The organism is Sphingomonas xanthus, from assembly GCF_007998985.1.
GTDB lineage: Bacteria > Pseudomonadota > Alphaproteobacteria > Sphingomonadales > Sphingomonadaceae > Sphingomicrobium > Sphingomicrobium xanthum.
On the sequence record NZ_CP041659.1, the window covers coordinates 103,151 to 124,503 of the forward strand.

Genomic DNA, 21,353 nt, shown 5'->3' on the forward strand with positions numbered 1-21,353 from the left:
TGCTTACTTCCATCCCCAGAACATAACAAGAACGAAAAATGTCCTAGCGGCGGGTCGGAAAGTCCGGCCAACGATGTTCGGCGATTGCGGTCAGGGTCGGAGTCCCGTCGTTCTGAAGGCCTTGGTTGACCCAGAAATTCCGCAGGACTGCAGGAATATAATAGCGCGTTTCCCAATAGGGCAGGCTTTCGATCCAGAGCAGGGGATCGCCCTTGTCGTTAATGTAATTCCATCGGGACACCGGAACCGGGCCGGCGTTGTAGGCCGCCATGACCTTGAGCAACTGCCCCTGCGTTATCGGGTTGCGGCGCATCATCTCGATGAAGCTCTGGCCATATTCGAGGTTGGTGGGTGGATAGCGCAGGTCACCAACCGTCTCGCCGCGCGCCCGCGCGAAATCCCCGGCAGTGCCGGGCCGGACCTGCATCAGGCCGACGGCACCCGCTGAACTGATTGCACCGATACGGAAATCGCTTTCCTGCCGGGCATGGGCATAGGCGAGGGCGGGATCGATTCGCCAACCGCGCTGCGGTGTCCAGCGCGGCAGCGGATAGCGCGCTGCGGCGGGCACCCGGCTGCCGCTGGGACCATTATGGGCCAGCCAATATTGCGCTCCGGCGAAGTCGAGCCGCCGGGACAAGGAAATCAGCGCCGGGTGATCGGCGGGGCTGCCGATCCGCGCCTGGTGGCGGATATGCTCCTCCGCCAGGTTATATTCCCCGATCTCGATCAGTTGGAGCGCCCGCTGGATGTTGGGCAGCCGTTCGATCCGTTCGAAGGCGGTGTTGGGCAATTCCGGGAGGCGTTTGTCCATGCCTAGCGTTTCGCGCGCAACAAGCCCGTAAAAGCTTTCCGGCGAACGCGCGGCGAGCTTCAGCAGGCCCTCCGCGGCCTGCGGGCGGCGACAGGCGATTTCGGCGCGCGATGCCCAATAGGCGCCGGCAGCGTTGAGTTCGCTTTCCGCCTGCCCGGAGGCGACGGCGCGGAAATGCATTGCGGCGCTGTTGCAATCGTCGAGACGCCATGACGCCAGTCCCGCGACCCAATGCGCCTGCGTCGCCCAAACCCCCACCGCACCGGGAATCCCGGCTTGGGCAACACGCCGGGCATGCTCGTCCTGCCCAGTCACATAATAGATCCAGGCTACCCGCTGGGCGGCCTCGGCCCGGGCTTCGTAGGACAGGGTCGGCAGGGCCTGCTGGAACAGCGCCTCCGCCTCAACCGGCGAATTGGCGTCGACGAATGGTTGCAGGGCGGTTCGCAGCTGCACTGCCGCGGGCTCTCCCTCGATCGGTCTTGCACGTTGGCGGCGCGGCGCACTCCCCAGCGGGACCATCCGCGCTTCCCGCGGAATAGTGGGTACGGAGGTTGCACCGCGTGCCAGGGCAATCCGCTGCAACTGGCTGGCCTTGGGAAGGTCAGGCGCGCGGGCGAGAAGCGAGACAACCGCTTCCAGTTCGACGCGCGGCGAATTGCGAGCGGTGAACAATTCGGCCTGGGCGACAGGCTTCAGGAGACCATCAGGCAGCGTCGCGATCCCCGCTTGGGCGCTGGGCCAGTCCGAGGCCCTGATGGCGGCAAACACCTCGCGCCAGTTCTTTGGTATGACCAGTGGCTTCACGATTACAGGCTGCGGCGGCGGCGTCGGTGAGGTGGTCACCGGTGTCGGCGTGTCATTTTCATCGACCGGCGCTAGGGGATCCTCGGCGAGCGTAGATTCCTGGGCCATCGCGGAATAAGCCGCAGTCAGCATTAACAAGGCAATCACGCCGCGCATCAGTCGTCCTTTTCCATCAGCAGCAGCAAGTCCCGCCAGGCCAAGGCCTTGTCGGAGGGACGCTGCAGCAGCCATCGGGGGTGAAAGGTGGCGATCGTCCTGACCCCCTCGACCTTGTGAATTTTCCCGCGAGCGCGTGGAAGCGGTTCGCCAAGGAGGGCGCGGGCAGGCGCATCGCCGAAAAGTACCAGTCTTTCAGGCTTCGCCAGCCTTATATGCTCGCGCGCCATCTTGCCGCATGCTTCAAGGTCGCCATTGAACCGCGCTCCTGGCGAGTGGAAGCAGGACAAGGACGCGAGGTAAGCTTCACTTGGCGCCACGCCGATCGCCTGCAGCATTTTTTGGCCCAACTGCCATGCCTGGCCTCCGATGGGCTGGCCGTCTGCCGCTTCGTCCGCCGACGGCAGGTCGCCCATCAACATGATAGGTGCGCTGGCCTTTCCACGGGGAAGGACCCTGACCGCCCCGGGACGATCCATCGGCAGTCCTTGAGCGCTACCGACCCACGCCTGGAATTCTTCAAGGGTGGCTGGCGGCGCGGCTGGGGTCTCGTCTGGACCGGCAAGCGCGGTCGGCCGCGGCTCTTCGCCTTTCAACCAGCCCCGCGGCATATCCATCGCCGGGCAATCGACGCCCGCCTCGATCCACCAGCCAATCAGGCTGGCGGCCGAATCGCGGCCGATTTGGCCGTCGTTCTCTTGCATTTCCCGACCCATGGGCCTTCTGTCGTCGATGGTTGACGGCGCGGTCAAGGAATTGGCAGGGCTGTGAGGATGGCCGGTCTGCAACGCGCGACGGAAAATCGCACTCCAGCGACGGCACGAAAGGGCAAGGACAAGGCATGAGCAGCCGCGAATCGATGGAATATGATGTCGTTATCGTCGGCGCCGGCGTTGCCGGGCTGGCCGCGGCGATCCGCTTGAAGCAGCTTTCGCAGGAACATGGTCGCGACGTTTCGGTCTGCGTGCTGGAAAAGGGCGGCGAGGTGGGCGCGCACATTCTGTCCGGGGCGGTGATCGACCCTAGGGCGATCGACGAGCTGATCCCCGACTGGGCGGACAGGGATAGCCCCCTGACGGTCCCGGTCTCCGAAAACCTCCACTGGGTCCTCACCAGGACGGGCAAATGGTCGATGCCGACCTGGCTGATGCCGCCCTTCATGCACAATGACGGCAAATATACCGCCAGCCTCGGCAATGTGACCCGCTGGCTGGCGGGGCAGGCCGAAGCTCTGGGCGTCGAGATTTTTCCGGGCTTCGCGGCCGCCGAAGTGCTGTTCAACGAGGATGGTTCGGTCAAGGGAGTGGCGACCGGGGACATGGGCGTTGCACGCGACGGAACGCACCGTCCCGACTATCAGCCAGGAATGGAACTCCATGCGCGCTACACCTTCCTGGCGGAAGGCGCGCGGGGTCACCTGACCAAGGAACTGACCCGGATCTTCGATCTTCGCAAGGATAGCGGACCGCAGGTGTATGGGTTAGGACTCAAGGAGTTGTGGGACGTTCCTGCGGATAAACATCAGCCAGGACGCGTAGTCCATACGCAAGGTTGGCCGCTCGACGATGCATGGGGCGGCGGCTTTCTTTATCACCAGGCGAACGGTCAGGTCGCACTCGGCTTCGTCGTCGCGCTCGACTATAAAAATCCCTACTTGTCGCCGTTCGAGGAATTCCAGCGCTGGAAGACCCATCCGGCCATCCGCGCCGAAATCGAGGGAGGCAAGCGGGTGTCCTATGGCGCTCGAGCGATCAACGAGGGAGGCTGGCAGGCAATCCCGACGCTCGCCTTCCCAGGCGGCGCGCTGATCGGATGCGCGGCGGGCTTCGTCAATGTGCCGCGGATCAAGGGCAGCCACACGGCCATGAAGTCAGGTATGCTTGCCGCCGAAGCGGCCTTCGCGGCGCTGTCGAAGGATCGGCGCAACGACGTGCTCGACAGCTATGAGCCGGCGCTGCGGTCGAGCTGGATTGCCGAGGAGTTGAAGATTGTCCGCAATGCCCAGCCCGCGGTGGCGCGCTGGGGCGGCACGATCGGCACCATGTTCGCGGGGCTCGACATGTGGCTCAACTGGCTGAAGCTACGGACGCCCTGGACGCTTCGCCACCACGCCGACCATGAGCAGATTGGCCGCAAGCAGGACTACCAGCCGATCGCTTACCCCAAACCGGACGGCACGCTGACCTTCGACCGCCTTTCCTCGGTATTCCTTTCCAATACCAATCATGAGGAAGACCAGCCGATCCACCTGACGTTGAAGGATGCGTCGGTGCCGATCGACGTAAACCTGGCGCTCTATGACGCGCCGGAGCAGCGTTATTGTCCGGCGGGCGTTTATGAAATTGTCGAGGAGGGCGGTTCACCCCGGCTTCAGATCAACGCGCAAAACTGCGTCCATTGCAAGACATGCGACATCAAGGACCCGACCCAGAACATCAACTGGGTCGTGCCCGAGGGTGGCGGAGGACCTAACTATCCCAACATGTAATCGCCTGCTTCCCGCTCTTATCCTGGGCATCCTGGCCGCGCCCGCGGCAGGAAACACACCGCTGCGTGCCTATGTCGAGGCCCGGGCAGTCGAAATGAGCGGCGATGAAGCCCGATCGGCCCGATTGTTCGCGGCAATCGCGCAATCCGACCCCGGTGACAGGACGATCGCCCGCAAGGCGATTGGAACCGCAATCCAGTCGGGCCAGGCCGATCTTGCAGTGTCGATCGCCCGGAATCTCCCGCTCGACGAATTGCCGATCGATGCCCGGCTGATGCTGGCGGCAGACTTGGCACGTAAGGGCCAAGTCAAAAAGGCGGCCGCGCAGCTGGAAAAGGGGACGACCTCGACCGAAGCCTCGCTGTTCGCGCCGCTGATGAGGGCCTGGGAGGCGACATCGCGCCGCAAGGCCGACGGTGCCAATTCGCTGGCGAAATTACCCGAAGGGAGCGCGTTGGAGCCGATCGCCGACGAGCAGCGCGCCGCCATGCTGTTCGCGCTCGGACGGGTTGAGGAGGCCTTGCCAATCGCGAACTCGGTCGTTTCCAAGGGTGGCGGCCGCGAAACCCGCCTGCGACTTGCCTTCGCTGACGCCCTGCTCAAAGCCGGTAAGCGCAGTGAGGCAATGACCATGCTCGCCGCTGACGACGAAGCACTCAGTCTTGCCCGTGCCCGCGTGGAGGCCGGCCAGCCATTGCGGGCGGCCATCGATACGCCAGCAGAAGGCTATGCCGAGATGCTGGTGGCGCTTGCCGTCGATCTTAGCCGCGATGAGAACAAGGCATTGCCGATCTCGCTGGTCCAGGTGGCCCGCCACGCCGATCCCACCAACAGCGAAGCGACAATTTTGCTGGCTCTGTTGCAGGAATCTGCCGGAAATTCCGCCGAGGCGCTGGCGTCACTGGACAGCATCAGGGATGACGATCTGCTTGCTGGCGAGGCACTGGACGTCGAAGCGCGCATCCTCGCCGATGAAGGCCGCTCATCTGCGGCGCTGGCGCAAGCGCAGGCCGCGGCGAGGCTGCCGGGGGCAGGCGCGCATTCCTATCGCCGCCTGGCCAATGTGTTGGGAGACATGGAACGCCATGCGGAGGCCGCTGCAGCCTATCAGCAGGCGATTTCCCGGACCGCCGAGGGGAAGGCCGAATGGTCGCTATATCTCCTCCAGGCAGCCAGCCTAGAGCAGGCAGGACGGTGGGACGAAGCCAAGGCCGTGCTTCGCCGCGCGATGGCGCTGGAACCGGAAAATCCCCTGCTTCTCAATTTCCTTGGCTATGGAAAGCTGGAGCGTGGCGAGGACCTGGACCAGGCCGAAGCAATGATCCGCAAGGCAAGCGCACTGCGGCCGGATGACGCCTCGATCACGGATTCGCTGGGTTGGGCGCTTTACAAGCGAGGCCGGTTGGCGGAAGCGATCGACACGCTGAGGCAGGCTGCGGCGGGCGATCCCACCCAATGGGAAATCCATGAGCATCTGGGCGACGCGCTGTTCGCGTCCGGACGCCGGATCGAGGCCCGTTTCTCCTGGTCTGCGGCCCTCCTCACGGCGGAAGAAAAGGCCAAGAACCGGATCGAACAAAAGCTCGAAACCGGCCTCAATTCGGCCAACGCCGCGCCCTGATGCGCCTTTCCGAGCCGGCGCCGGCTAAGCTCAACCTCGCGCTCCACGTCCGCGGCAAGCTGCCTGATGGCCGCCACGCACTTGAAACGCTGTTCGCCTTCTGCACCGACGGCGACATTGTTCACGCCGAACCCGCCGACACGCTATCGCTCCAAATATCCGGTCCATTCGCCGAAGGCCTCGAGGTTGAAGGCAATCTTGTCCTTCGCGCTGCCGAAGCGCTGCGCGGTCAAACGGCCGATACGCGAGGCGCTGCGCTGTTCCTCGACAAGCGTTTGCCGGTTGCTTCGGGGATCGGCGGGGGATCAGCCGATGCCGCGGCGACGCTCCGGCTGCTGACCCGCATGTGGCGGTTGGATCCGGCGCGGGCGAGCGAGGTTGCGCCGGACCTCGGCGCAGATGTTCCGGCCTGTCTTCTAAGCATGACCGCCAGGGGCGAGGGAGCAGGCGACCGGCTCGCACTGATTACCGACCCGCTGATCAGCGGCAGACCGGTCTTGTTGGTCAATCCGATGCACGGACTGTCAACCGCTTCGGTTTTCGGGGCATGGGACGGTATAGATCGCGGTCCGCTCGAAAAGTGGCAGCAGGGCCGAAACGATCTGCAGCCTGCGGCGGTCAGCCTCGAGCCCGAAATCCGCGAGGTTCTCGATTGGCTTGAAGGCCGCGAAGGCGCCGAATTGGTGCGCATGTCGGGCAGTGGGACAACCTGTTTCGCCCTGTTCGCAACTGAAGAGCAGAGCGCTGCGGCGGCCGGGCAATGCCCTTCGAAGTGGTGGCATATGGCAAGCCTGTTGCGCTAGGGGCGGCGGATGAACCGCCCGATCCTGACTGCTGCCGACATGCGTGCCGTTGAAAGGCGCGCCATCGACGCCGGCACAGAAGAGACTTTGTTGATGGAACGGGCCGGGCGGGCGCTCGCTGAGGCAGTCCGCCAATTCATCGGTCCGCGCGACACGCTGGTGCTGTGCGGCCCCGGCAATAACGGCGGTGATGGCTATGTCGCGGCCCGGCACCTGGCGCTTTTTGGATATCCGGTACGCGTCGCCACACTTGCTGAACCATCGTCTAAGGCCGCTCGCTGGGCCCGGGCGCAGTGGGACGGGCCAGTAGAAGATTTTCAGCACGCCGATGCAGCACCCATAGTTATCGACTGTCTCTTCGGAACTGGTCTCGACCGTGAGCTGCAACCGTCTGTTTCGACTAGATTAGCTAGCCTCGTTGGCCAAGCATTGATTGCCGTCGCCTGTGACCTTCCGAGCGGGGTGGCGAGCGACGACGGGCGTATGCTGTCAGAGACCGGAATCTATGACCTGACGGTAACATTCGGTGCATTAAAGCCCGCGCATCGGCTGATGCCGGCGATGGAACGCATGGGCCGGGTCGTACTGGCCGATATCGGCATTGGCGGCACGTCGGCCTGGTTCGAGATTGGCGAGCCGGCCTTGCCGCCCCTCAATCCTTGTGGCCACAAATACGACCGCGGTTTGGTCCATTGCCTCGCAGGCGAGATGCCCGGCGCAATTTCCCTGGCGGCGACAGCGGCAGCGCGGGCTGGCGCCGGCTATGTCCGTATTTCGACTTCGCGACCTATTGCCGGGATCCCGGCTTCAATTGTCCAGACCGGTACCGCCGAGCTGCAGGATGAGCGAATTGGTTGTATTCTGGTGGGCCCCGGTCTTGGCCAGGTACCACAGGTCCTGACGCTAGCGCTGACTGCGCCCAGGCCGATCGTCATCGATGCCGATGGCATCGGCCAGATCGGCGAGCCCGAGCGGCTCCACGGCCATGACGTCATCCTGACACCGCATGAGGGTGAGTTCGAAAAACTGTTTGGGAATTTGGGGGGAAGCAAGGCCGAGCGTGCCTCCGCGGCCTCGCAACGATCGCAAGCCGTCGTCGTTCTCAAAGGACCCGACACGTTGGTAGCGGCGCCGGACGGACGCATGGGTTTTGCACCGCCTGCACCACCTTGGCTGGCAACGGCAGGTAGCGGTGATGTGCTTGCGGGGATCATCGCCGCGCTACGGGCGCGAGGAATGACCGCATTTGACGCCGCTTGCGCGGGCGTCTGGCTGCATGGGCGGGCCGCGGAGCGGGCGGGCTCGGCGATGATCGCCGACGACCTGCTCAGCGCCATTTCCGCGATCCTTCGATGAGCCGGGAGATAGTCCGGATCGCGGCACGCGGCGATGGCGTGACCGCTGACGGCAGTCATGTCGCCTTTGCCGTGCCGGGCGACCTGCTGCTCGATGATGGAACATTGCAGCGTGGGCCGGGGCATCAGCTGCCGCCATGCCGCCATTTCCCGGCTTGCGGAGGCTGTCAGCTCCAGCACCTGACTGACACCGCCTACGCCGACTATTGCACCTCTCGAATTGCCGGTGCCTTGGCCCAGCACGGCCTGGAGGCCGAACTTCATGCGGCTCATATTTCCCCGCCGCGAAGCCGCCGCCGGGCGACGCTGAGGGCATTGAAGGCAGGCGGAAGGGTGCTGATCGGTTTCAATGAAGCTGGCAGCAACCGCATTGTCGACATGCAGGAGTGTCACATCCTCGAGCCCCGCCTGTTTGCGCTGCTCGCTCCGCTGCGGGTCCTCCTCGGCCGCTTCCTGCCGCAGCGTCGTACGGCGGAAGTCCAGATGACGCTGGCCGATCAAGGCGTCGACCTCTTGCTAAAGGGTGTCGAGGTCGAGGGGCTGGACGCGGTCGAGGCAGTGGCGGCGTTCAGCGAAGCGCAGCGGCTGGCCCGGCTCAGCATCGACGAGGGCCTCGGGGCCGAACCGCGTTACGAGCCGCGACCGGTCACGGTGGATTTGGGCGGCATCCCGGTCGCCCTCCCGGTTGGCGCCTTCCTGCAGGCAACCGCAGACGGGGAAGCAGCTTTGTTGGGCGGAGCACTGGAGGCGGTGGGAGGCGTGGCCAGGGTCGCCGATCTCTTCGCTGGCCTGGGGACGTTCGCCTTGGGCATCCCGGAAACGGCGATCGCCGCCGAAGCGTCGAGGGAGGCCGTGCTGTCGCTTAAGACCGCCGCGGCAAGGGCAGGGCGCGTGCTCGAGGTCCAGCATCGCGATCTCTACAGGCGGCCCCTGGACCGGGCGGAACTGGCGGGAGTCGACGCAGTGCTGCTCGATCCGCCCCGTGCGGGTGCCCAGGAGCAGATCCGTGAGCTTGCGGCATCGTCAGTTGCCAGGATCGCCTATGTCAGCTGCAACCCCTCGACATTCGCGCGCGATGCGGCGCTGCTGGTCGGCGGCGGTTATCGGCTGGAGTGGGTGCGCCCGGTCGGTCAGTTCCGCTGGTCCACCCACGTCGAACTGGTCGCCGCGTTCAGCCGCTAGCGCGAAGCGCGATGGCCAGCAGGCGGATCGTCAGCAGGATAAGGCATCCCGAACTCAGTGCGAACAGTGCGAAGCGGATCATCACGATATTGATGGTTGCCTGGACGAGGCTGTGCGCTATCCGAAGGCCGACATAGGCCCATGCAAAAGCCGCAGTGGTGGAATCGTTATCGCCAAGCAGTGCAAGCGCCAGGGCAACGGCGTAGAACAGCGTCGGCTGTTCCATCAAATGATTATAATTATGCGCCTTCCACTGGATCTTCTCATCGAGGACGCCGTCCAGGTTCTGACCGCGCCCGCCTACAAGGCCCTTAAGATCGATGCCAGCGCGTCGCATTGCGGGGAGGCGCGTGACATAAAGCCACAGGAACATAACCATCGTCCAGGCGACGAGGACCACGACCGGGCCGAGGACAGTTGCGGCCTCCATCGGACTAGCCGCCCAGCATATCGTGGACGACGGTCAGCGCGGCGCAGACCGTCAGCGCGATCAGGCAGGCCGACGAGAGCAGGAACATCAGGAAACGGTAGCGCACGACATTCACCGTGCATTGGATGAGGCTATGGATGATCCGCAGGATGACATAGCCCCAGGCCAGCCAGACGTTCAGTGGCGAGTCCATGCCGATCATCGCCAAGGTCAGCGTGATGGCATAAAATAGCGTCGGCTGTTCGAGCAGGTGCGTGTAATTGTGGGACTTCCACATCGCCTGGTCAGGGGCCTTGCCTTCAAGGGAGGCCCCGCGCGATCCCGGCGGCACGTTCCCGAGGGAAATGCCCATCTGTTTGAAGGCGGAAAAGCGGGTGACGGCCATCCAGGCCATGATGACCAGCGTCCAAAGGACGAGAGCGACGATTGGAACGAGCAGCGGGCTATAATTCATGACGACCTCCCCCAGTCGGATGCCGGGGGAGGTTGCGTCAGAAACGGGTGCGAAACAAGTGCGCGTTGTGGCTTAGGCGAACAGTTTCGCGAAGCGGCGCTTATCGCGATTTTTCCAGGCGCCGCGGTGATAGGCGTCGCTGGCGATCAGCGGCAGCACCGAGGTTGCCTCTGCAAACACCATTTGCTCAAGCGCGGTTGAAACCTTGCCCCACGATGCCGCCTCCTGGAGTGTGGAGGAGGAGCAGGCGCCGTCACGCACGTCAGCGACCGTGATCTGGATTGCGTATTTGTGCACTTCGACATCGTCATGGCCAAGGATTTCAGCACAAACGACGGTGTCCTGGGTGAAGTTCTTCGGCACGCCGCCACCGATCATCAACAGGCCGGTCGTGCCGGCCTTGATCTTGATGTCCGTCAGTTCACGGAAGTCGGCGATAGCGTCGAGCACCATGTAATGCCCGCCGCGCTTCATCGCGTCGACCTGGTGCTTGACGAGACCGAAGCCGGCGGAGCTGTCGACGAATGCCGGGCAGAAGATCGGCACGTCATGCTCATAGGCGGTCTGAACGAGGCTGTTGGTCTTCTTGGCATTGCCGTCGGCCAGCCACTTGCCCATTTCCTTGATGAACTCGCGGCTCGAATAAGGGCGCGGCTCCAGGCTGTCGGCGATCTGGCCGATAGTATGGTCGCAATCCTGGAGCGCGACCTCGTCGATATAGGTATCGTAGATGCGGTCGATGTAGAGCGAGCGCAGCGTGTCGTCGTCGGGAATTTCCAGGGCCTGGTAATGCTTGTGCCCAAGCGCCTCGAAGAAATCCATGTCGACGATGGTCGCACCGGTGGCGACAATGGCGTCGACCATGTTGTTCTTCACCAGCTCGGTATAAAGATCCATACAGCCGCCGGCCGAGGTCGAGCCGGCAACGACGAGGATCACCGAACATTCGGGATCGCTCAGCATCTGGTTGTAGAGATCGGCAGCCCGCGCGGTGTCGCGGCTGGTAAAGCTCATCTTGCCCATTGCGTCGATGATCGGGCGGGCATCGAACGAGGTGATGTCGATGTGCTCAACCTCGGTCGACAGAAGTTTCGCCTTGCGGGTGTCGTTCACCAGCGCTTCGGTGTCCTGGACCTTGTTGAGGGTGTCGGTGGTCATTCAATTCTCCAATGCTCGCGCCTCGGTCGGTGCCGGGCGAAGAAGTGGCGGGAGCGCCCGCCGATGGACGCAACCCATGATCAAGTCTGAAAAACGCTACAGCGTGATGACGTTCGTGGCCCGCTTGCGTTCCGGAATATCGGTATAGAGCGAGGCCATTGGTTCGTCTTCAACGATCACGCGATCCTCGATCCCGAAGCCGTTGAACCCGGTCCGCATCGCGCAGCCATAGGCGCCAAGCATCCCGACTTCGATATAATCGCCAGCCTGGACGTCGGCAGGCAACATGAACGGCCCCGCCATATGGTCAAGGTCATCACAGGTCGGCCCGTAAAAGCTGAATGCCATTTCGCGGGCATCCGAAGCCTCATCGCGCACCAGGCTCACCGGATAACGCCAACCGATGTGCGCGGCGTCGAACAGGGCGCCATAAGCACCGTCGTTGATATAGAGCTCGCTGCCGCGACGCTTTTCGACGCGGACCAGGACGCTGGCATATTCGGCGCACAGCGCACGGCCCGGCTCGCACCACAATTCCGCCGAATAGCTGATCGGCAGCGCCTCGAAGGCATTGTGGATGATCTCGAAATAGGTCTCGAGCGCCGGCGGCTCCATACCCGGATACCAACTTGGGAAACCGCCGCCCACGTCGACGATGTCGACCGTCACTGCCGCCTCGACGATCGCGTCGCGGACCCGGGACATGGCCTCGCCATAGGCCGCAGGGCTCATGGCCTGGCTGCCGACATGGAAGCAGATGCCGAGCGCGTCAGCGGCCTGGCGTGCAGCCATCAGCAACGCCTTCACTTCGGACGGCTGGGCCCCGAACTTCGATGCCAAGCTGAGCTTGCTGTGGTCCGACGAAACGCGCAGCCGCACGAGCAGGTTGAGGTCCGCGGCATTGCGGGTTGCGCGCTGGATCTTCTCAAGCTCCTCGATCGTGTCGAGGCTGAAGGTTCGCACGCCATGGCTGAAATAGGCTTCGGCAATCGCTTCCTCGGCCTTGACCGGGTGCATGAAGCACAAGGTCGCCTCAGGAAGCGTTTCCGCGACCAGGCGCACTTCGCCAAGCGAAGCGACGTCGTAATGGCTGATGCCCGCGTCCCACAGGACCTGAAGCAGGTCCGGCGAGGGATTGGCCTTGACCGCATAGAGCGACCGGCCCGGAAACTTCTCTGCAAAGAAGCGGGCGGCGCGCGATGCGGCATGCGGACGGAGGAGCGTGACCGGCTGAACCGGTCGGAGGGCGGTAGCTAGCCCCAGCGCGCTATGGTGCTTGAACAATTCAAGGGACCTCCAACGGTAGTTCGACAGAAAGCTGCCTTGCGGTTGGAAGTCCCATGGGGCAGCGGGGGCGCGATATATGGTTGGGGTATCCCCTTGTAAAGAATTTTCCACAACCTGTCTGCGCATTGATCCCCGTCGATACACGGCTCGACGAATTCTGAAGGAGTACAAAGGGTTGGACGACGATCCCCAAATCACGCGCGATGATGTCCTTGAAGCTGCTGATCGTATCAAGGGGCAGGTCGAGCGCACGCCGCTGATAAAAACGCGGATTCGCGGTCAGGATTTGTGGTTGAAATGCGAGTCCCAGCAGACCGGGGGATCGTTCAAGCTGCGCGGGGCAACCAACCGGCTGATGCACCTAGATCCGGAGCAACGAGCCCGCGGCGTCGTCGCCTTTTCCTCGGGAAACCACGCCCAGGGCGTCGCGATCGCAGCCCGCCGGCTTGGCATTGCAGCGACGATCGTCATGCCCGCCGATGCTCCGGCGCTGAAAGTGCAAGGGACAAGGGACAACGGTGCCAATGTCATTTTCTACGATCGCTTGAGAGAAAGCCGGGAAGAAATTGCAGCTCAATTGGCGGCTGAGAAGGGGGCAACCGTCGTCCCAAGCTTCGATGATCCGTTCATTATTGCGGGACAAGGGACCGTGGGGGTCGAGATTGGGGAGCAGCTGCGCGAATTTGCTGAGGATGGACCAGGTCAGATCCTGGTCAATTGCGGCGGAGGTGGCTTGTCGGCAGGGGTCGCGCTGGCTTGCCCGGCGGCCAGGATCATCCCGGTAGAGCCAGAAGGCTGGGACGACATGCGCCGATCGCTAGAGAGCGGCGCCATCGTGCCGGTCGAGCCTAACGCGCGTGCCACACTTTGTGATGCGTTGCAGACGCGCCGCGTATCTCCGATGACCTTCGCCATTCTCAAGTCACGGGAGGCCCATGGGCTGGCCGTCAGCGAGGCGGAGGTTCGGGACGCGGTGCGCTGGGCCTGGCAGGAGCATCGCCTCGTCGTGGAGCCTGGCGGAGCAGCGGCGTTAGCGGCGGTACTCGCACAAAAAGCCGACATCGTTCCCGAAACGGTGGTGATCCTGTCCGGCGGCAATATCGACCCCGCGTTGCACGCGGAAATCGTCGGCTAGCTGTGGGCGACGCGATATTCGCCCGGCTCGAGATAGGCCGGGGAGTTTCGTTCGACTGCGCGGGTCAGTTCCTCAAGCTCGGCGGCCAAGGTCTGCAACTCTGCGATCAGGGCCTTTGGATCCAGCTCGGACAGGTTGGCAGAGGCATCGAGAAGCGTATCGAGCATCATCGCGATGCACGGCAAGATCGTCTCTTCGATCCGATTGAACGCCTCGTCGAGGCGGGCCTGTTGCTGCTGGACATCGCGCATGGCGCCAACCATGGGGCGATGGAAGTTAAAAAGGCATGAAAGGCGGGGAAATTGGGTACGATTGCAGCCGCAGCGCTATCACTGACGATGATCGCAGCCGCACTGTTACTGGTGTTCGGTACGAGGCTCGCGCTGAAACCTGAACAGCGTCAGCGCGGCCTGTTGATGATCGCCTGCGGCGTCATCTTCATTGCCAACGTTCTGATCTGGACGATCTAGCTCAGCGAATGGGGCAGCTGGGGTCGAGGCGAAAATCGAGATAGTCGTCGACGCTCTTCATCAGCAGATCGAGCTCATTGGCGAAGAAGTGATTGGCGCCCGGGATAGTGTCGTGCGCGATCGTGATATGCCGCTGGGTCCGCAGCTTATCGACAAGCTTCTGGGTCGCACCGGGCGTCACGACTTCGTCAGCTTCACCCTGGATGATGATGCCCGATGCGGGGCAGGGTGCAAGAAAGCTGAAATCATACATGTTCGCGGGCGGAGCGATCGAGATGAAGCCCCGGATTTCGGGACGGCGCATCAAGAGCTGCATGCCGATCCAGGCACCAAAGCTGACCCCGGCAACCCAGGTCACCTCGGCTTCCGGGTGAATCTGCTGGACCCAATCGAGCGCGCTGGCCGCATCCGACAGTTCGCCGATGCCATTGTCGAAAGTGCCCTGGCTCTTGCCAACGCCGCGGAAATTGAAGCGCAGCACGGCGAAACCGCGACGAACGAAATCCTTGTAGAGCAGCTGGACGATCTTGTTGTTCATCGTCCCGCCGGCCTGCGGATGGCTATGCAGGATCAGCGCGACCGGCGCGCGGGGTCGTGGACCAGGGCTGAATCGTCCCTCAAGACGTCCTTCGGGACCGGGAAAAATCACTTCGGGCATGGGCGCTCGCTTGGAGGGATTGAACTGAAAGGCCGCGGAAGGGATGCACCGCAGCGGCGGCTTCTATATAGGGCTGGCGCATTCTCTGGCAACGGCAGGATTCCGACGCTTCCATGAAAGCCCCACTATCCCGCATCTTTCTCGATCATGCCGCGACAACGGCAGTGCTGCCCGAAGCGCGCGCGGCGATCCAGCGCGGTTTCGATCATTGGGCAAATCCCAGCTCGCCCCATGGCGAAGGGAGGGCCTCGCGCGCCTTGCTCGAAGAAGCAAGGAGCAGTTTGGCGGAGGTTCTCGGCTGGCGTCATGACGTCATCTTCACCAGCGGCGCGAGCGAATCGATCGAAATGGCCGCCGCGCGGGCCCGGGTCTCGCGGCGCCTCCACGGGGCTACCGAGCATGCGATCGTTCCCCACGCGATGGGCCCGACGTCACGGTCGATCGGCGTCGATAAAAAAGGTTTGATCGACGAGAAGGCGCTGGCTGAGGCGCTGGCCGAAGGGCCGGCACTGGTCGCGATCCAACAGGTCAATAATGAGACCGGCGTGATCCAGCCGCTCGATCGGATCGGCACGATAATCCGCGAAGCTGGGTCGCTGCTGCTAGCCGACTGCGCCCAGAGCGCATCCAAATTGCCTCTGCCCGACGCCGATTTCATCGCGCTGTCGGCCCATAAGCTCGGCGGGCCTCCGGGGGTCGGCGCGTTGCTGGTCAAGGACCTGGCGACGCTGGAGCCGGTTGGCGGCCAGGAAAAGGGTTATCGTCGAGGGACGCAGGACGCGCCGAGCGCCATGGCCTTTGCCGCGGCAGTGGCCGCAAGACCCTATGACATGGAGCGGCTCAAGACGCTGCGAGATCGGCTCGATGCTGGCGTTCGAGCCTGCGGCGGGGTGATTGTTGCCGATACCGCGCCCCGCATCCCGACGATTGGCGCGGTCGCCATGCCGGGCGCCTCCAGCGCCTCGCTGCTGGTTCAGTTTGACCTTGCCGGGATTGCCGTGTCCGCCGGCAGCGCCTGCTCGTCAGGCAAGATGAAAGACAGTGCAGTCCTGTTGGCGATGGGGGTACCCGCCGAGGTCGCCCAATCCTTCCTTCGCGTGAGCTTCGGCCCGTTCACCAAGGAAGAGGAAATCGACGCATTCCTGGCCGAATGGCGCCGGATTGCGGGCCGCCAGCGCGCCGCATGATCTACCTCGATTATCAGGCCACTACCCCCATTGCGCCCGAAGTGGCTGCAGTCATGCGGCCGTGGAACGAGGAGAAATTCGCCAACCCGCACAGCCCATCAACCTGGGGCCGGGAAGCGGCGGCGGCGATCGAGATCGCGAGACGCCGGGTAAGTGAAGCCCTTGGGCTGATGGGTGGGAAAGTCAGTTTCACGTCCGGGGCCACCGAGGCAATCAACTGGGCGATCAAGGGCACCTTCGAACGCTCGCCCCGCCGCAAGCTGGTCACGATCGCGACCGAACATGCCGCGGTGCTCGACACGGCAGAATGGCTCGAGGGGCAGGGGGTCGAGGTCGTACGCCTGCCGGTTGGCGCAGACGGCCTGGTCGATCTGGAGCAGGCAGCCGCGGCCATCGACGAGCGCACCGCCCTGGTTGCGGCCATGCTGGTCAATAACGAGATCGGGGTCATCCAACCGGTCGCTCACATCGCCGCACTCGCGCGCAAGGCGGGCGCGCTTACGCTTTGCGATGCCGTGCAAGGGTTCGGCCGCATGGCAATTCCGGAGGGACCCGACCTCGTGGCCGTTTCGGGCCATAAGATCCACGGCCCCAAGGGGGTTGGCGCCTTGTGGATGCGGGAAGGCGCTGAACCGGCTGCGTTGATCCATGGGGGCGGGCAGGAACTGGGCCTTCGGTCAGGGACGCTCTCGCCGGCATTGTGCGTCGGGATGGGCGAGGCCGCCCGCCTGGCAGTCGAGCGCCGCGAGGCAGATTGGATCCATGTTCAGAAACTGTCTCAACTTGCACTGGTAACGCTGGGGGAAGGCTGGATAGTAAACGGCAGCCGCGAACGCCGTTATCCCGGCAATCTCAACGTGCGGCGGGACCAGCTCGATGCTGCTCGCCTGCTTTCCGACTTGCGCAATGTCGCTTTTTCGCTGGGCTCTGCCTGCGCTAGCGGGTCGGGCCGGCCAAGCCATGTGTTGCGGGAGATCGGCCTTTCCAATGGCGATGCCCGCAGTTCGATCAGGTTGGGGTTCGGCCGTTACACCGGTGAAGAGGAGCTGGCCTCCGCTTGCCGCCGCATCGCGCAGGCCGCCCTGGGCCAGTGGGAGTTGTCCCAATGATCCGTGTTCGCTTTTTGAAGCCCGACGGCTCGCTTGATCGCGAAGTCGAGGCCGAAGAGGGAACCAACCTTCTCGACCTCGCACAGGCACAGGGTCAGCCGCTCGAAGGTGCGTGCGAGGGTCAGATGGCTTGCTCAACCTGCCATGTCGTCATCGGGAAGGAAGATTTCGACCGGTTGCCAGCCGCCAGTGAGGAGGAGGACGACCTGCTCGACTTCGCCTGGGCCGTGAGACCGACATCGCGGCTCGCGTGCCAGATCAACCTGACCGAAGATCTCGGTTCGCTCACCGTGCAGATGCCGGGCGGAGCCTATAATCTCGATCGTTGAGGATTTGGGGGAGGTGGAAGCCGACGACCCGGCACGAAATCGTTGTGGCTGCTTCCTTCCGGATCTGACCAGGTTGGCGACAGCGCCGTCCGCCGACTTCCGCGGGCCATATGGGAGCAAGGCGGGAATGATGCAAGCGATACCGTGGTGCCTCGCAATGGAGCCCGGGAGTTTCTAGAACGGTCGGCATGGACGACGAATCGCCGGGCCTTGGGCTCAACCTTCCCGAGCAGCCGCAAAAAACGGCCTACGACACCAATTACCGCGTCCTCGCGCGCAAATATCGCCCGCAAACCTTTGCCGAGCTGATCGGCCAGGACGCGATGGTGACAACCCTCGGCAATGCGATCGAGCGCGGCCGGATTGCGCATGCTTTCCTCCTGACCGGCGTGCGAGGGGTCGGGAAGACGTCGACTGCGCGACTGGTCGCCAAGGCCCTCAATTGCATCGGGCCGGACGGGCAGGGTGGGCCGACGATCGACCCGTGCGGCGTTTGCGAGCCGTGCCGCGCAATCGCCGAAGGCCGGCATATCGATGTTATCGAGATGGACGCCGCCTCGCACACGGGGGTCGACGACGTTCGCGAGATCATCGAGGCCGTCCGCTATGCCGCCGTTTCGGCGCGCTACAAGATCTACATCATCGATGAAGTTCACATGTTGTCGAAGAGCGCATTCAATGCGCTTTTGAAAACATTGGAAGAACCACCCGCGCATGTGAAGTTCCTGTTCGCCACGACGGAAGTCGGAAAGGTCCCGGTGACCGTCCTATCGCGGTGCCAACGGTTCGACCTGCGGCGAATCCCCGCCGAGAAGCTGGCTGACCATTTCGCCCGCGTCGCCAAGGCCGAGAGTGTCGAGGTTGAAGATGAGGCGCTGCTGGCGATTGCTCGCGCTGCCGAAGGGTCCGCCCGGGACGGCCTGTCGATCCTCGATCAGGCCATTGCGCACGGGCATGGCGTGGTTACCGCCGAACAGGTCCGGGACATGCTGGGCCAGGCTGACCGCGGCCGCGTGCGCAGGTTGCTCGAAACATTGTTGGGCGGCGATACGAAGGCGACGCTTGGCCAGCTGGACGAGGCCCATGCGCTGGGAATCGAGCCCGCATCGCTGTTTCGCGGCCTGATGGAATCCCTCCACGCGGTGACGCGGGTCAAGGCCGGCGCCGCCGAAGACCTGCTTCAATCAGTGGAGGAACGGCAAGCCGCCGCCGAACTGGCCGGCCGGTTGGGCTGGGCAAACCTTCATCGATTGTGGCAGCTGCTCCTCAAGGGGCTGCAGGACGTGACCGTCGCGCCCGACCCCCATGAGGCGGCAACCATGGCGCTGCTCCGATTGATCCACGCAGCTGAAATGCCCGATCCCACGCAGCTTGCCGCTCTGCTTGCAGGCGGCGTCGTGCCGACTGCCGGCCAGGCCGCGCGAGAGCCAGCGTCTGCTCCGCCCAAGGCAAAGGCGGAACTGCCGGCCGATTTTGTTAGCTTCGTCGAAACGATCGAACGCAATGGCAAGCAGCTGATGGGCGTCCAGCTTCGCGACCATATCGGGCTGGTCAGCTATGCGCCGGGTGAATTGGCGCTAAAGCCGCTGCGTCCGCTTGGCCCCGACTTCGTCCGCGACCTCGCTACAGCCGCCAAGGAAGCCACCGGACAGTCGTGGATCGTCCGCCTTGCCGAAGAGGGGGCCGCGCCGTCGCTTCATCAACAGGAAGCGATGGCCGAGGAACGAATGCGCGCTGCGGTGCTTGAAGAACCGAGCGTCCAGGCCCTTATTGACCAGTTCCCGGACGCCACGCTGGAATCCATTGACCGGAAAGAATCCTGATTATGCCCAACCTCGACGACATCATGAAAATGGCGGAAGCCGCCCAGGCCCAGCTCGCCCAGGCGCAGGAAAGCCTGGACAAGGTCGAGGTCGAAGGCCAGTCGGGAGGCGGTCTCGTGAAGATCAAGGCAACCGCCAAGGGCCGGATCCTTGGCGTCGCAATTGACGAGAGCCTGCTTGCCCCCTCGGAAAAGACGATGCTGGAAGACCTGATCGCGGCTGCGCTCAACGATGCCCGGGCCAAGGCCGACGCCGCGGCAGGTAAGCAAATGCAGGAAATGACGGCCGGCCTGCCGCTCCCCCCGGGCTTCAAAATGCCCTTTTAGGGCACCCTCACTAGTTTTTCCTTGTCACGCCTCCTCCCGGGTGGTGAACTCGCCGCCGTGGCTCGGTTGCGCGCGGGGGAGACAGCGTGATGAAACTGGGATCAATGCAGGATTTTCCGCTGCGCGTGATGCGGCTGGTCGACCATGCCGAGCGCGAACATGCCAGCGGGGAAATCGTTTCTGCCTGGGCTGATGGAAGCGTTACCCGGACCAATTGGGGTAATGTCGCCCGCGATGCGCGGCGGATGGCCCAGGCCCTTGAAGCTTTGGGCATCAAGCCGGGGGACCGTGTCGCCACCTTAGCGATGAACCATGATCGCCACCTCACCGCCTGGTACGGCGCCTGCGGGATGGGCGGTGTCCTTCACACCATCAACCCGCGCCTGTTCGACGACCAACTCGAATTTATCGCCAATCATGCCGAGGATCGTGTTCTGCTTTACGATCGGGCCTTCACCCCGATCATCGAGCGCATGAAGTCGAAGTGGACGACCATCGAGCATTATGTCTGCTTCGACCCCCAGCCGGGCGAAGACGGCTTTCCCGAGTGGATCGCACCCCATGACGGCGATTATCAGTGGTTCGAGGGCGACGAGCGCGATCCCTGCGGCCTTTGCTACACCAGCGGCACGACCGGAAACCCCAAAGGCGTGCTTTACGAACATCGTTCGACCATGCTCCACACGCTGGTCGAAGCTTCCCCCGACATCTTTGACCTCAGCAAGCGCGCGGTCGTCCTGCCGATCGTGCCGATGTTCCATGCCAATGCGTGGGGTGTTCCCTGGGCGGCGCCGATGGTTGGGTGCAAGCTGGTGCTGTCTGCCGATTACCGCCCTGACACCATGTGTCGCCTGTTCCAGCAGGAGCGCGTGACCCATTCGGCGGGCGTCCCGACCATCTGGCTGACAATGATCGAACATATCGAGGAAAGCGGCGAAGGCTTTCCCGACCTCAAGCAGGTCACCATCGGCGGATCGGCCGCGCCGCGCGCGATGATCCGCTGGTTCCTCCAGCGCGGTATCGAGGTTTGCCACGCCTGGGGGATGACCGAAATGTCGCCCATCGGCACCTGCGGATCGCGGCCACTCGACTGGGACGACTTCAGCGTGGAGCAGAAGGTCGAATATATCGCCAGGCAGGGAAGGCCGCCATTCGGGGTCGAGCTGCGCACGGTTGATGACGAGGGCAATGTCCTGCCCCGCGACGGCGAGACGTCGGGCCGGCTTCAGTGCCGCGGCCCGTGGGTGGTCAGGCGCTATTTCAAGGCCGAGGAAGACGCCGTCGACGCCGATCAGTGGTTCGACACGGGCGATGTGGCAGCGCTCCACCCGGATGGCACCGTCCAGATCACCGACCGGTCGAAGGACGTGATCAAGTCGGGCGGCGAATGGATCAGTTCGATCGATCTTGAGAATGCCGCCGTCGGTTGTGCCGGCATTGCCGAAGCGGCTGCGATCGGCATCCCCCATCCCAAATGGGACGAACGGCCCTTGCTCGTTTGCGTCAAAACGCCCGGAAGCGACGTTTGCGCGGTCAAGGTGCGCGATCATTTGAGCGGCCAGGTAGCCAAATGGTGGCTACCGGACGCGATCGAATTCGTCGACGAACTGCCGCACACCGCAACAGGCAAGCTCAGCAAGAAGACACTGCGCGAGCAATTCCGCGATTATCGGTTCGCCAACGCCGCTGACATGGTCGGCCGCGACTAGACGGGACGGCCCGGGCATCCTATCTGCCCAGCCAAATCCCTGATCCATCAAT

The 21,353-nt window shown here is 63.5% G+C and carries 21 protein-coding genes and 1 other RNA gene; 13 read left to right on the forward strand and 9 right to left on the reverse strand.

What is annotated here, in order from left to right; all coding sequences use genetic code 11:
• Positions 1-43: 43 nt before the first annotated feature.
• Both FMM02_RS00490 and FMM02_RS00495 read right to left on the reverse strand, forming a co-directional pair.
• Entirely contained in the window at positions 44-1,777 is a 1,734-nt protein-coding gene (locus FMM02_RS00490) for a lytic transglycosylase domain-containing protein (protein WP_187107794.1), read from the reverse strand.
• Positions 1,777-2,493, reverse strand: a complete 717-nt coding sequence (locus FMM02_RS00495; protein ID WP_147493033.1) for a uracil-DNA glycosylase — start codon at positions 2,491-2,493, stop codon at positions 1,777-1,779. The genes FMM02_RS00490 and FMM02_RS00495 overlap by 1 nt, the downstream gene beginning before the upstream one ends.
• A 125-nt stretch (positions 2,494-2,618) precedes the next feature.
• Between FMM02_RS00495 and FMM02_RS00500 the strand changes: the two genes are divergently transcribed.
• The 5 genes from FMM02_RS00500 (at position 2,619) to FMM02_RS00520 (ending at position 9,226) form a co-directional block, all read left to right on the forward strand.
• Positions 2,619-4,265, forward strand: a complete 1,647-nt coding sequence (locus FMM02_RS00500) for an electron transfer flavoprotein-ubiquinone oxidoreductase (protein WP_147493034.1) — start codon at positions 2,619-2,621, stop codon at positions 4,263-4,265.
• Positions 4,266-4,359: 94 nt separating this feature from the next.
• Positions 4,360-5,886: a tetratricopeptide repeat protein gene (locus FMM02_RS00505; protein ID WP_147493035.1), complete on the forward strand. Its 1,527-nt coding sequence runs from the start codon at positions 4,360-4,362 to the stop codon at positions 5,884-5,886.
• Positions 5,883-6,689 carry a 4-(cytidine 5'-diphospho)-2-C-methyl-D-erythritol kinase gene (locus tag FMM02_RS00510; protein WP_425473690.1) on the forward strand — a complete coding sequence of 269 codons (807 nt, stop codon included), beginning with the start codon at positions 5,883-5,885 and terminating at the stop codon, positions 6,687-6,689. Before FMM02_RS00505 ends, FMM02_RS00510 begins: the two co-directional genes overlap by 4 nt.
• A 9-nt stretch (positions 6,690-6,698) precedes the next feature.
• Positions 6,699-8,045 (forward strand): NAD(P)H-hydrate dehydratase, encoded by a 1,347-nt coding sequence (locus FMM02_RS00515; protein ID WP_147493037.1) that lies wholly within the window; start codon positions 6,699-6,701, stop codon positions 8,043-8,045.
• The gene (locus FMM02_RS00520) at positions 8,042-9,226 is read left to right on the forward strand and encodes a class I SAM-dependent RNA methyltransferase (RefSeq protein WP_147493038.1); all 1,185 of its coding nucleotides are present in this window, start codon (positions 8,042-8,044) and stop codon (positions 9,224-9,226) included. Before FMM02_RS00515 ends, FMM02_RS00520 begins: the two co-directional genes overlap by 4 nt.
• Here FMM02_RS00520 and FMM02_RS00525 read toward each other — a convergent pair.
• The 4 genes from FMM02_RS00525 to FMM02_RS00540 all read right to left on the reverse strand — a co-directional run bounded on the left by FMM02_RS00525 (position 9,216) and on the right by FMM02_RS00540 (position 12,552).
• Positions 9,216-9,656 (reverse strand): MAPEG family protein, encoded by a 441-nt coding sequence (locus tag FMM02_RS00525; protein WP_147493039.1) that lies wholly within the window; start codon positions 9,654-9,656, stop codon positions 9,216-9,218. The two genes, FMM02_RS00520 and FMM02_RS00525, sit on opposite strands and share 11 nt — an antisense overlap.
• A 4-nt stretch (positions 9,657-9,660) precedes the next feature.
• Positions 9,661-10,110, reverse strand: a complete 450-nt coding sequence (locus tag FMM02_RS00530; RefSeq protein ID WP_147493040.1) for an MAPEG family protein — start codon at positions 10,108-10,110, stop codon at positions 9,661-9,663.
• A 72-nt stretch (positions 10,111-10,182) separates the two neighbouring features.
• Positions 10,183-11,268 (reverse strand): 1,9-bis(guanidino)-5-aza-nonane synthase, encoded by a 1,086-nt coding sequence (locus FMM02_RS00535; RefSeq protein ID WP_147493041.1) that lies wholly within the window; start codon positions 11,266-11,268, stop codon positions 10,183-10,185.
• 96 nt (positions 11,269-11,364) lie between these two features.
• A complete protein-coding gene (locus tag FMM02_RS00540; RefSeq protein WP_147493042.1) occupies positions 11,365-12,552 on the reverse strand; it encodes a type III PLP-dependent enzyme in 1,188 nt (395 codons plus the stop codon).
• Positions 12,553-12,730: 178 nt separating this feature from the next.
• Here FMM02_RS00540 and FMM02_RS00545 point away from each other — a divergent pair, with 178 nt between their 5' ends.
• Positions 12,731-13,690, forward strand: coding sequence for a threonine ammonia-lyase (locus FMM02_RS00545; RefSeq protein WP_246104786.1), 960 nt, complete (start codon positions 12,731-12,733; stop codon positions 13,688-13,690).
• Here the strand turns inward: FMM02_RS00545 and FMM02_RS00550 are convergent.
• Positions 13,687-13,953 carry a hypothetical protein gene (locus tag FMM02_RS00550; RefSeq protein ID WP_147493044.1) on the reverse strand — a complete coding sequence of 89 codons (267 nt, stop codon included), beginning with the start codon at positions 13,951-13,953 and terminating at the stop codon, positions 13,687-13,689. The two genes, FMM02_RS00545 and FMM02_RS00550, sit on opposite strands and share 4 nt — an antisense overlap.
• A 39-nt stretch (positions 13,954-13,992) precedes the next feature.
• Between FMM02_RS00550 and FMM02_RS11120 the strand changes: the two genes are divergently transcribed.
• Positions 13,993-14,160, forward strand: a complete 168-nt coding sequence (locus FMM02_RS11120) for a hypothetical protein (protein ID WP_187107795.1) — start codon at positions 13,993-13,995, stop codon at positions 14,158-14,160.
• A gap of 1 nt (position 14,161) precedes the next feature.
• Here the strand turns inward: FMM02_RS11120 and FMM02_RS00555 are convergent, their stop codons facing one another.
• Positions 14,162-14,818 (reverse strand): alpha/beta hydrolase, encoded by a 657-nt coding sequence (locus FMM02_RS00555; protein ID WP_147493045.1) that lies wholly within the window; start codon positions 14,816-14,818, stop codon positions 14,162-14,164.
• A gap of 113 nt (positions 14,819-14,931) precedes the next feature.
• Between FMM02_RS00555 and FMM02_RS00560 the strand changes: the two genes are divergently transcribed.
• From FMM02_RS00560 to FMM02_RS00570, 3 genes are read left to right on the forward strand one after another with little or no spacing between them, the layout of a single operon-like run.
• Entirely contained in the window at positions 14,932-16,005 is a 1,074-nt protein-coding gene (locus FMM02_RS00560; RefSeq protein WP_147493046.1) for a cysteine desulfurase family protein, read from the forward strand.
• Positions 16,002-17,114: a cysteine desulfurase family protein gene (locus FMM02_RS00565; RefSeq protein WP_147493047.1), complete on the forward strand. Its 1,113-nt coding sequence runs from the start codon at positions 16,002-16,004 to the stop codon at positions 17,112-17,114. Before FMM02_RS00560 ends, FMM02_RS00565 begins: the two co-directional genes overlap by 4 nt.
• Complete coding sequence (locus FMM02_RS00570; protein ID WP_147493048.1) at positions 17,111-17,443, forward strand: 2Fe-2S iron-sulfur cluster-binding protein; 333 nt, start codon at positions 17,111-17,113, stop codon at positions 17,441-17,443. The genes FMM02_RS00565 and FMM02_RS00570 overlap by 4 nt, the downstream gene beginning before the upstream one ends.
• 9 nt (positions 17,444-17,452) lie before the next feature.
• Here the strand turns inward: FMM02_RS00570 and ffs are convergent.
• An RNA gene (gene ffs, locus FMM02_RS00575) (signal recognition particle sRNA small type) lies at positions 17,453-17,547 on the reverse strand.
• An 84-nt stretch (positions 17,548-17,631) separates the two neighbouring features.
• On the opposite strand from ffs, the gene FMM02_RS00580 reads away from it, so the two are divergent.
• The 3 genes from FMM02_RS00580 to FMM02_RS00590 all read left to right on the forward strand — a co-directional run bounded on the left by FMM02_RS00580 (position 17,632) and on the right by FMM02_RS00590 (position 21,301).
• The gene (locus FMM02_RS00580) at positions 17,632-19,266 is read left to right on the forward strand and encodes a DNA polymerase III subunit gamma/tau (RefSeq protein ID WP_147493049.1); all 1,635 of its coding nucleotides are present in this window, start codon (positions 17,632-17,634) and stop codon (positions 19,264-19,266) included.
• 2 nt (positions 19,267-19,268) lie between these two features.
• The gene (locus FMM02_RS00585; RefSeq protein ID WP_147493050.1) at positions 19,269-19,592 is read left to right on the forward strand and encodes a YbaB/EbfC family nucleoid-associated protein; all 324 of its coding nucleotides are present in this window, start codon (positions 19,269-19,271) and stop codon (positions 19,590-19,592) included.
• Positions 19,593-19,681: 89 nt separating this feature from the next.
• A complete protein-coding gene (locus FMM02_RS00590) occupies positions 19,682-21,301 on the forward strand; it encodes a long-chain fatty acid--CoA ligase (RefSeq protein WP_246104787.1) in 1,620 nt (539 codons plus the stop codon).
• The last annotated feature ends 52 nt before the right edge of the window (positions 21,302-21,353 follow it).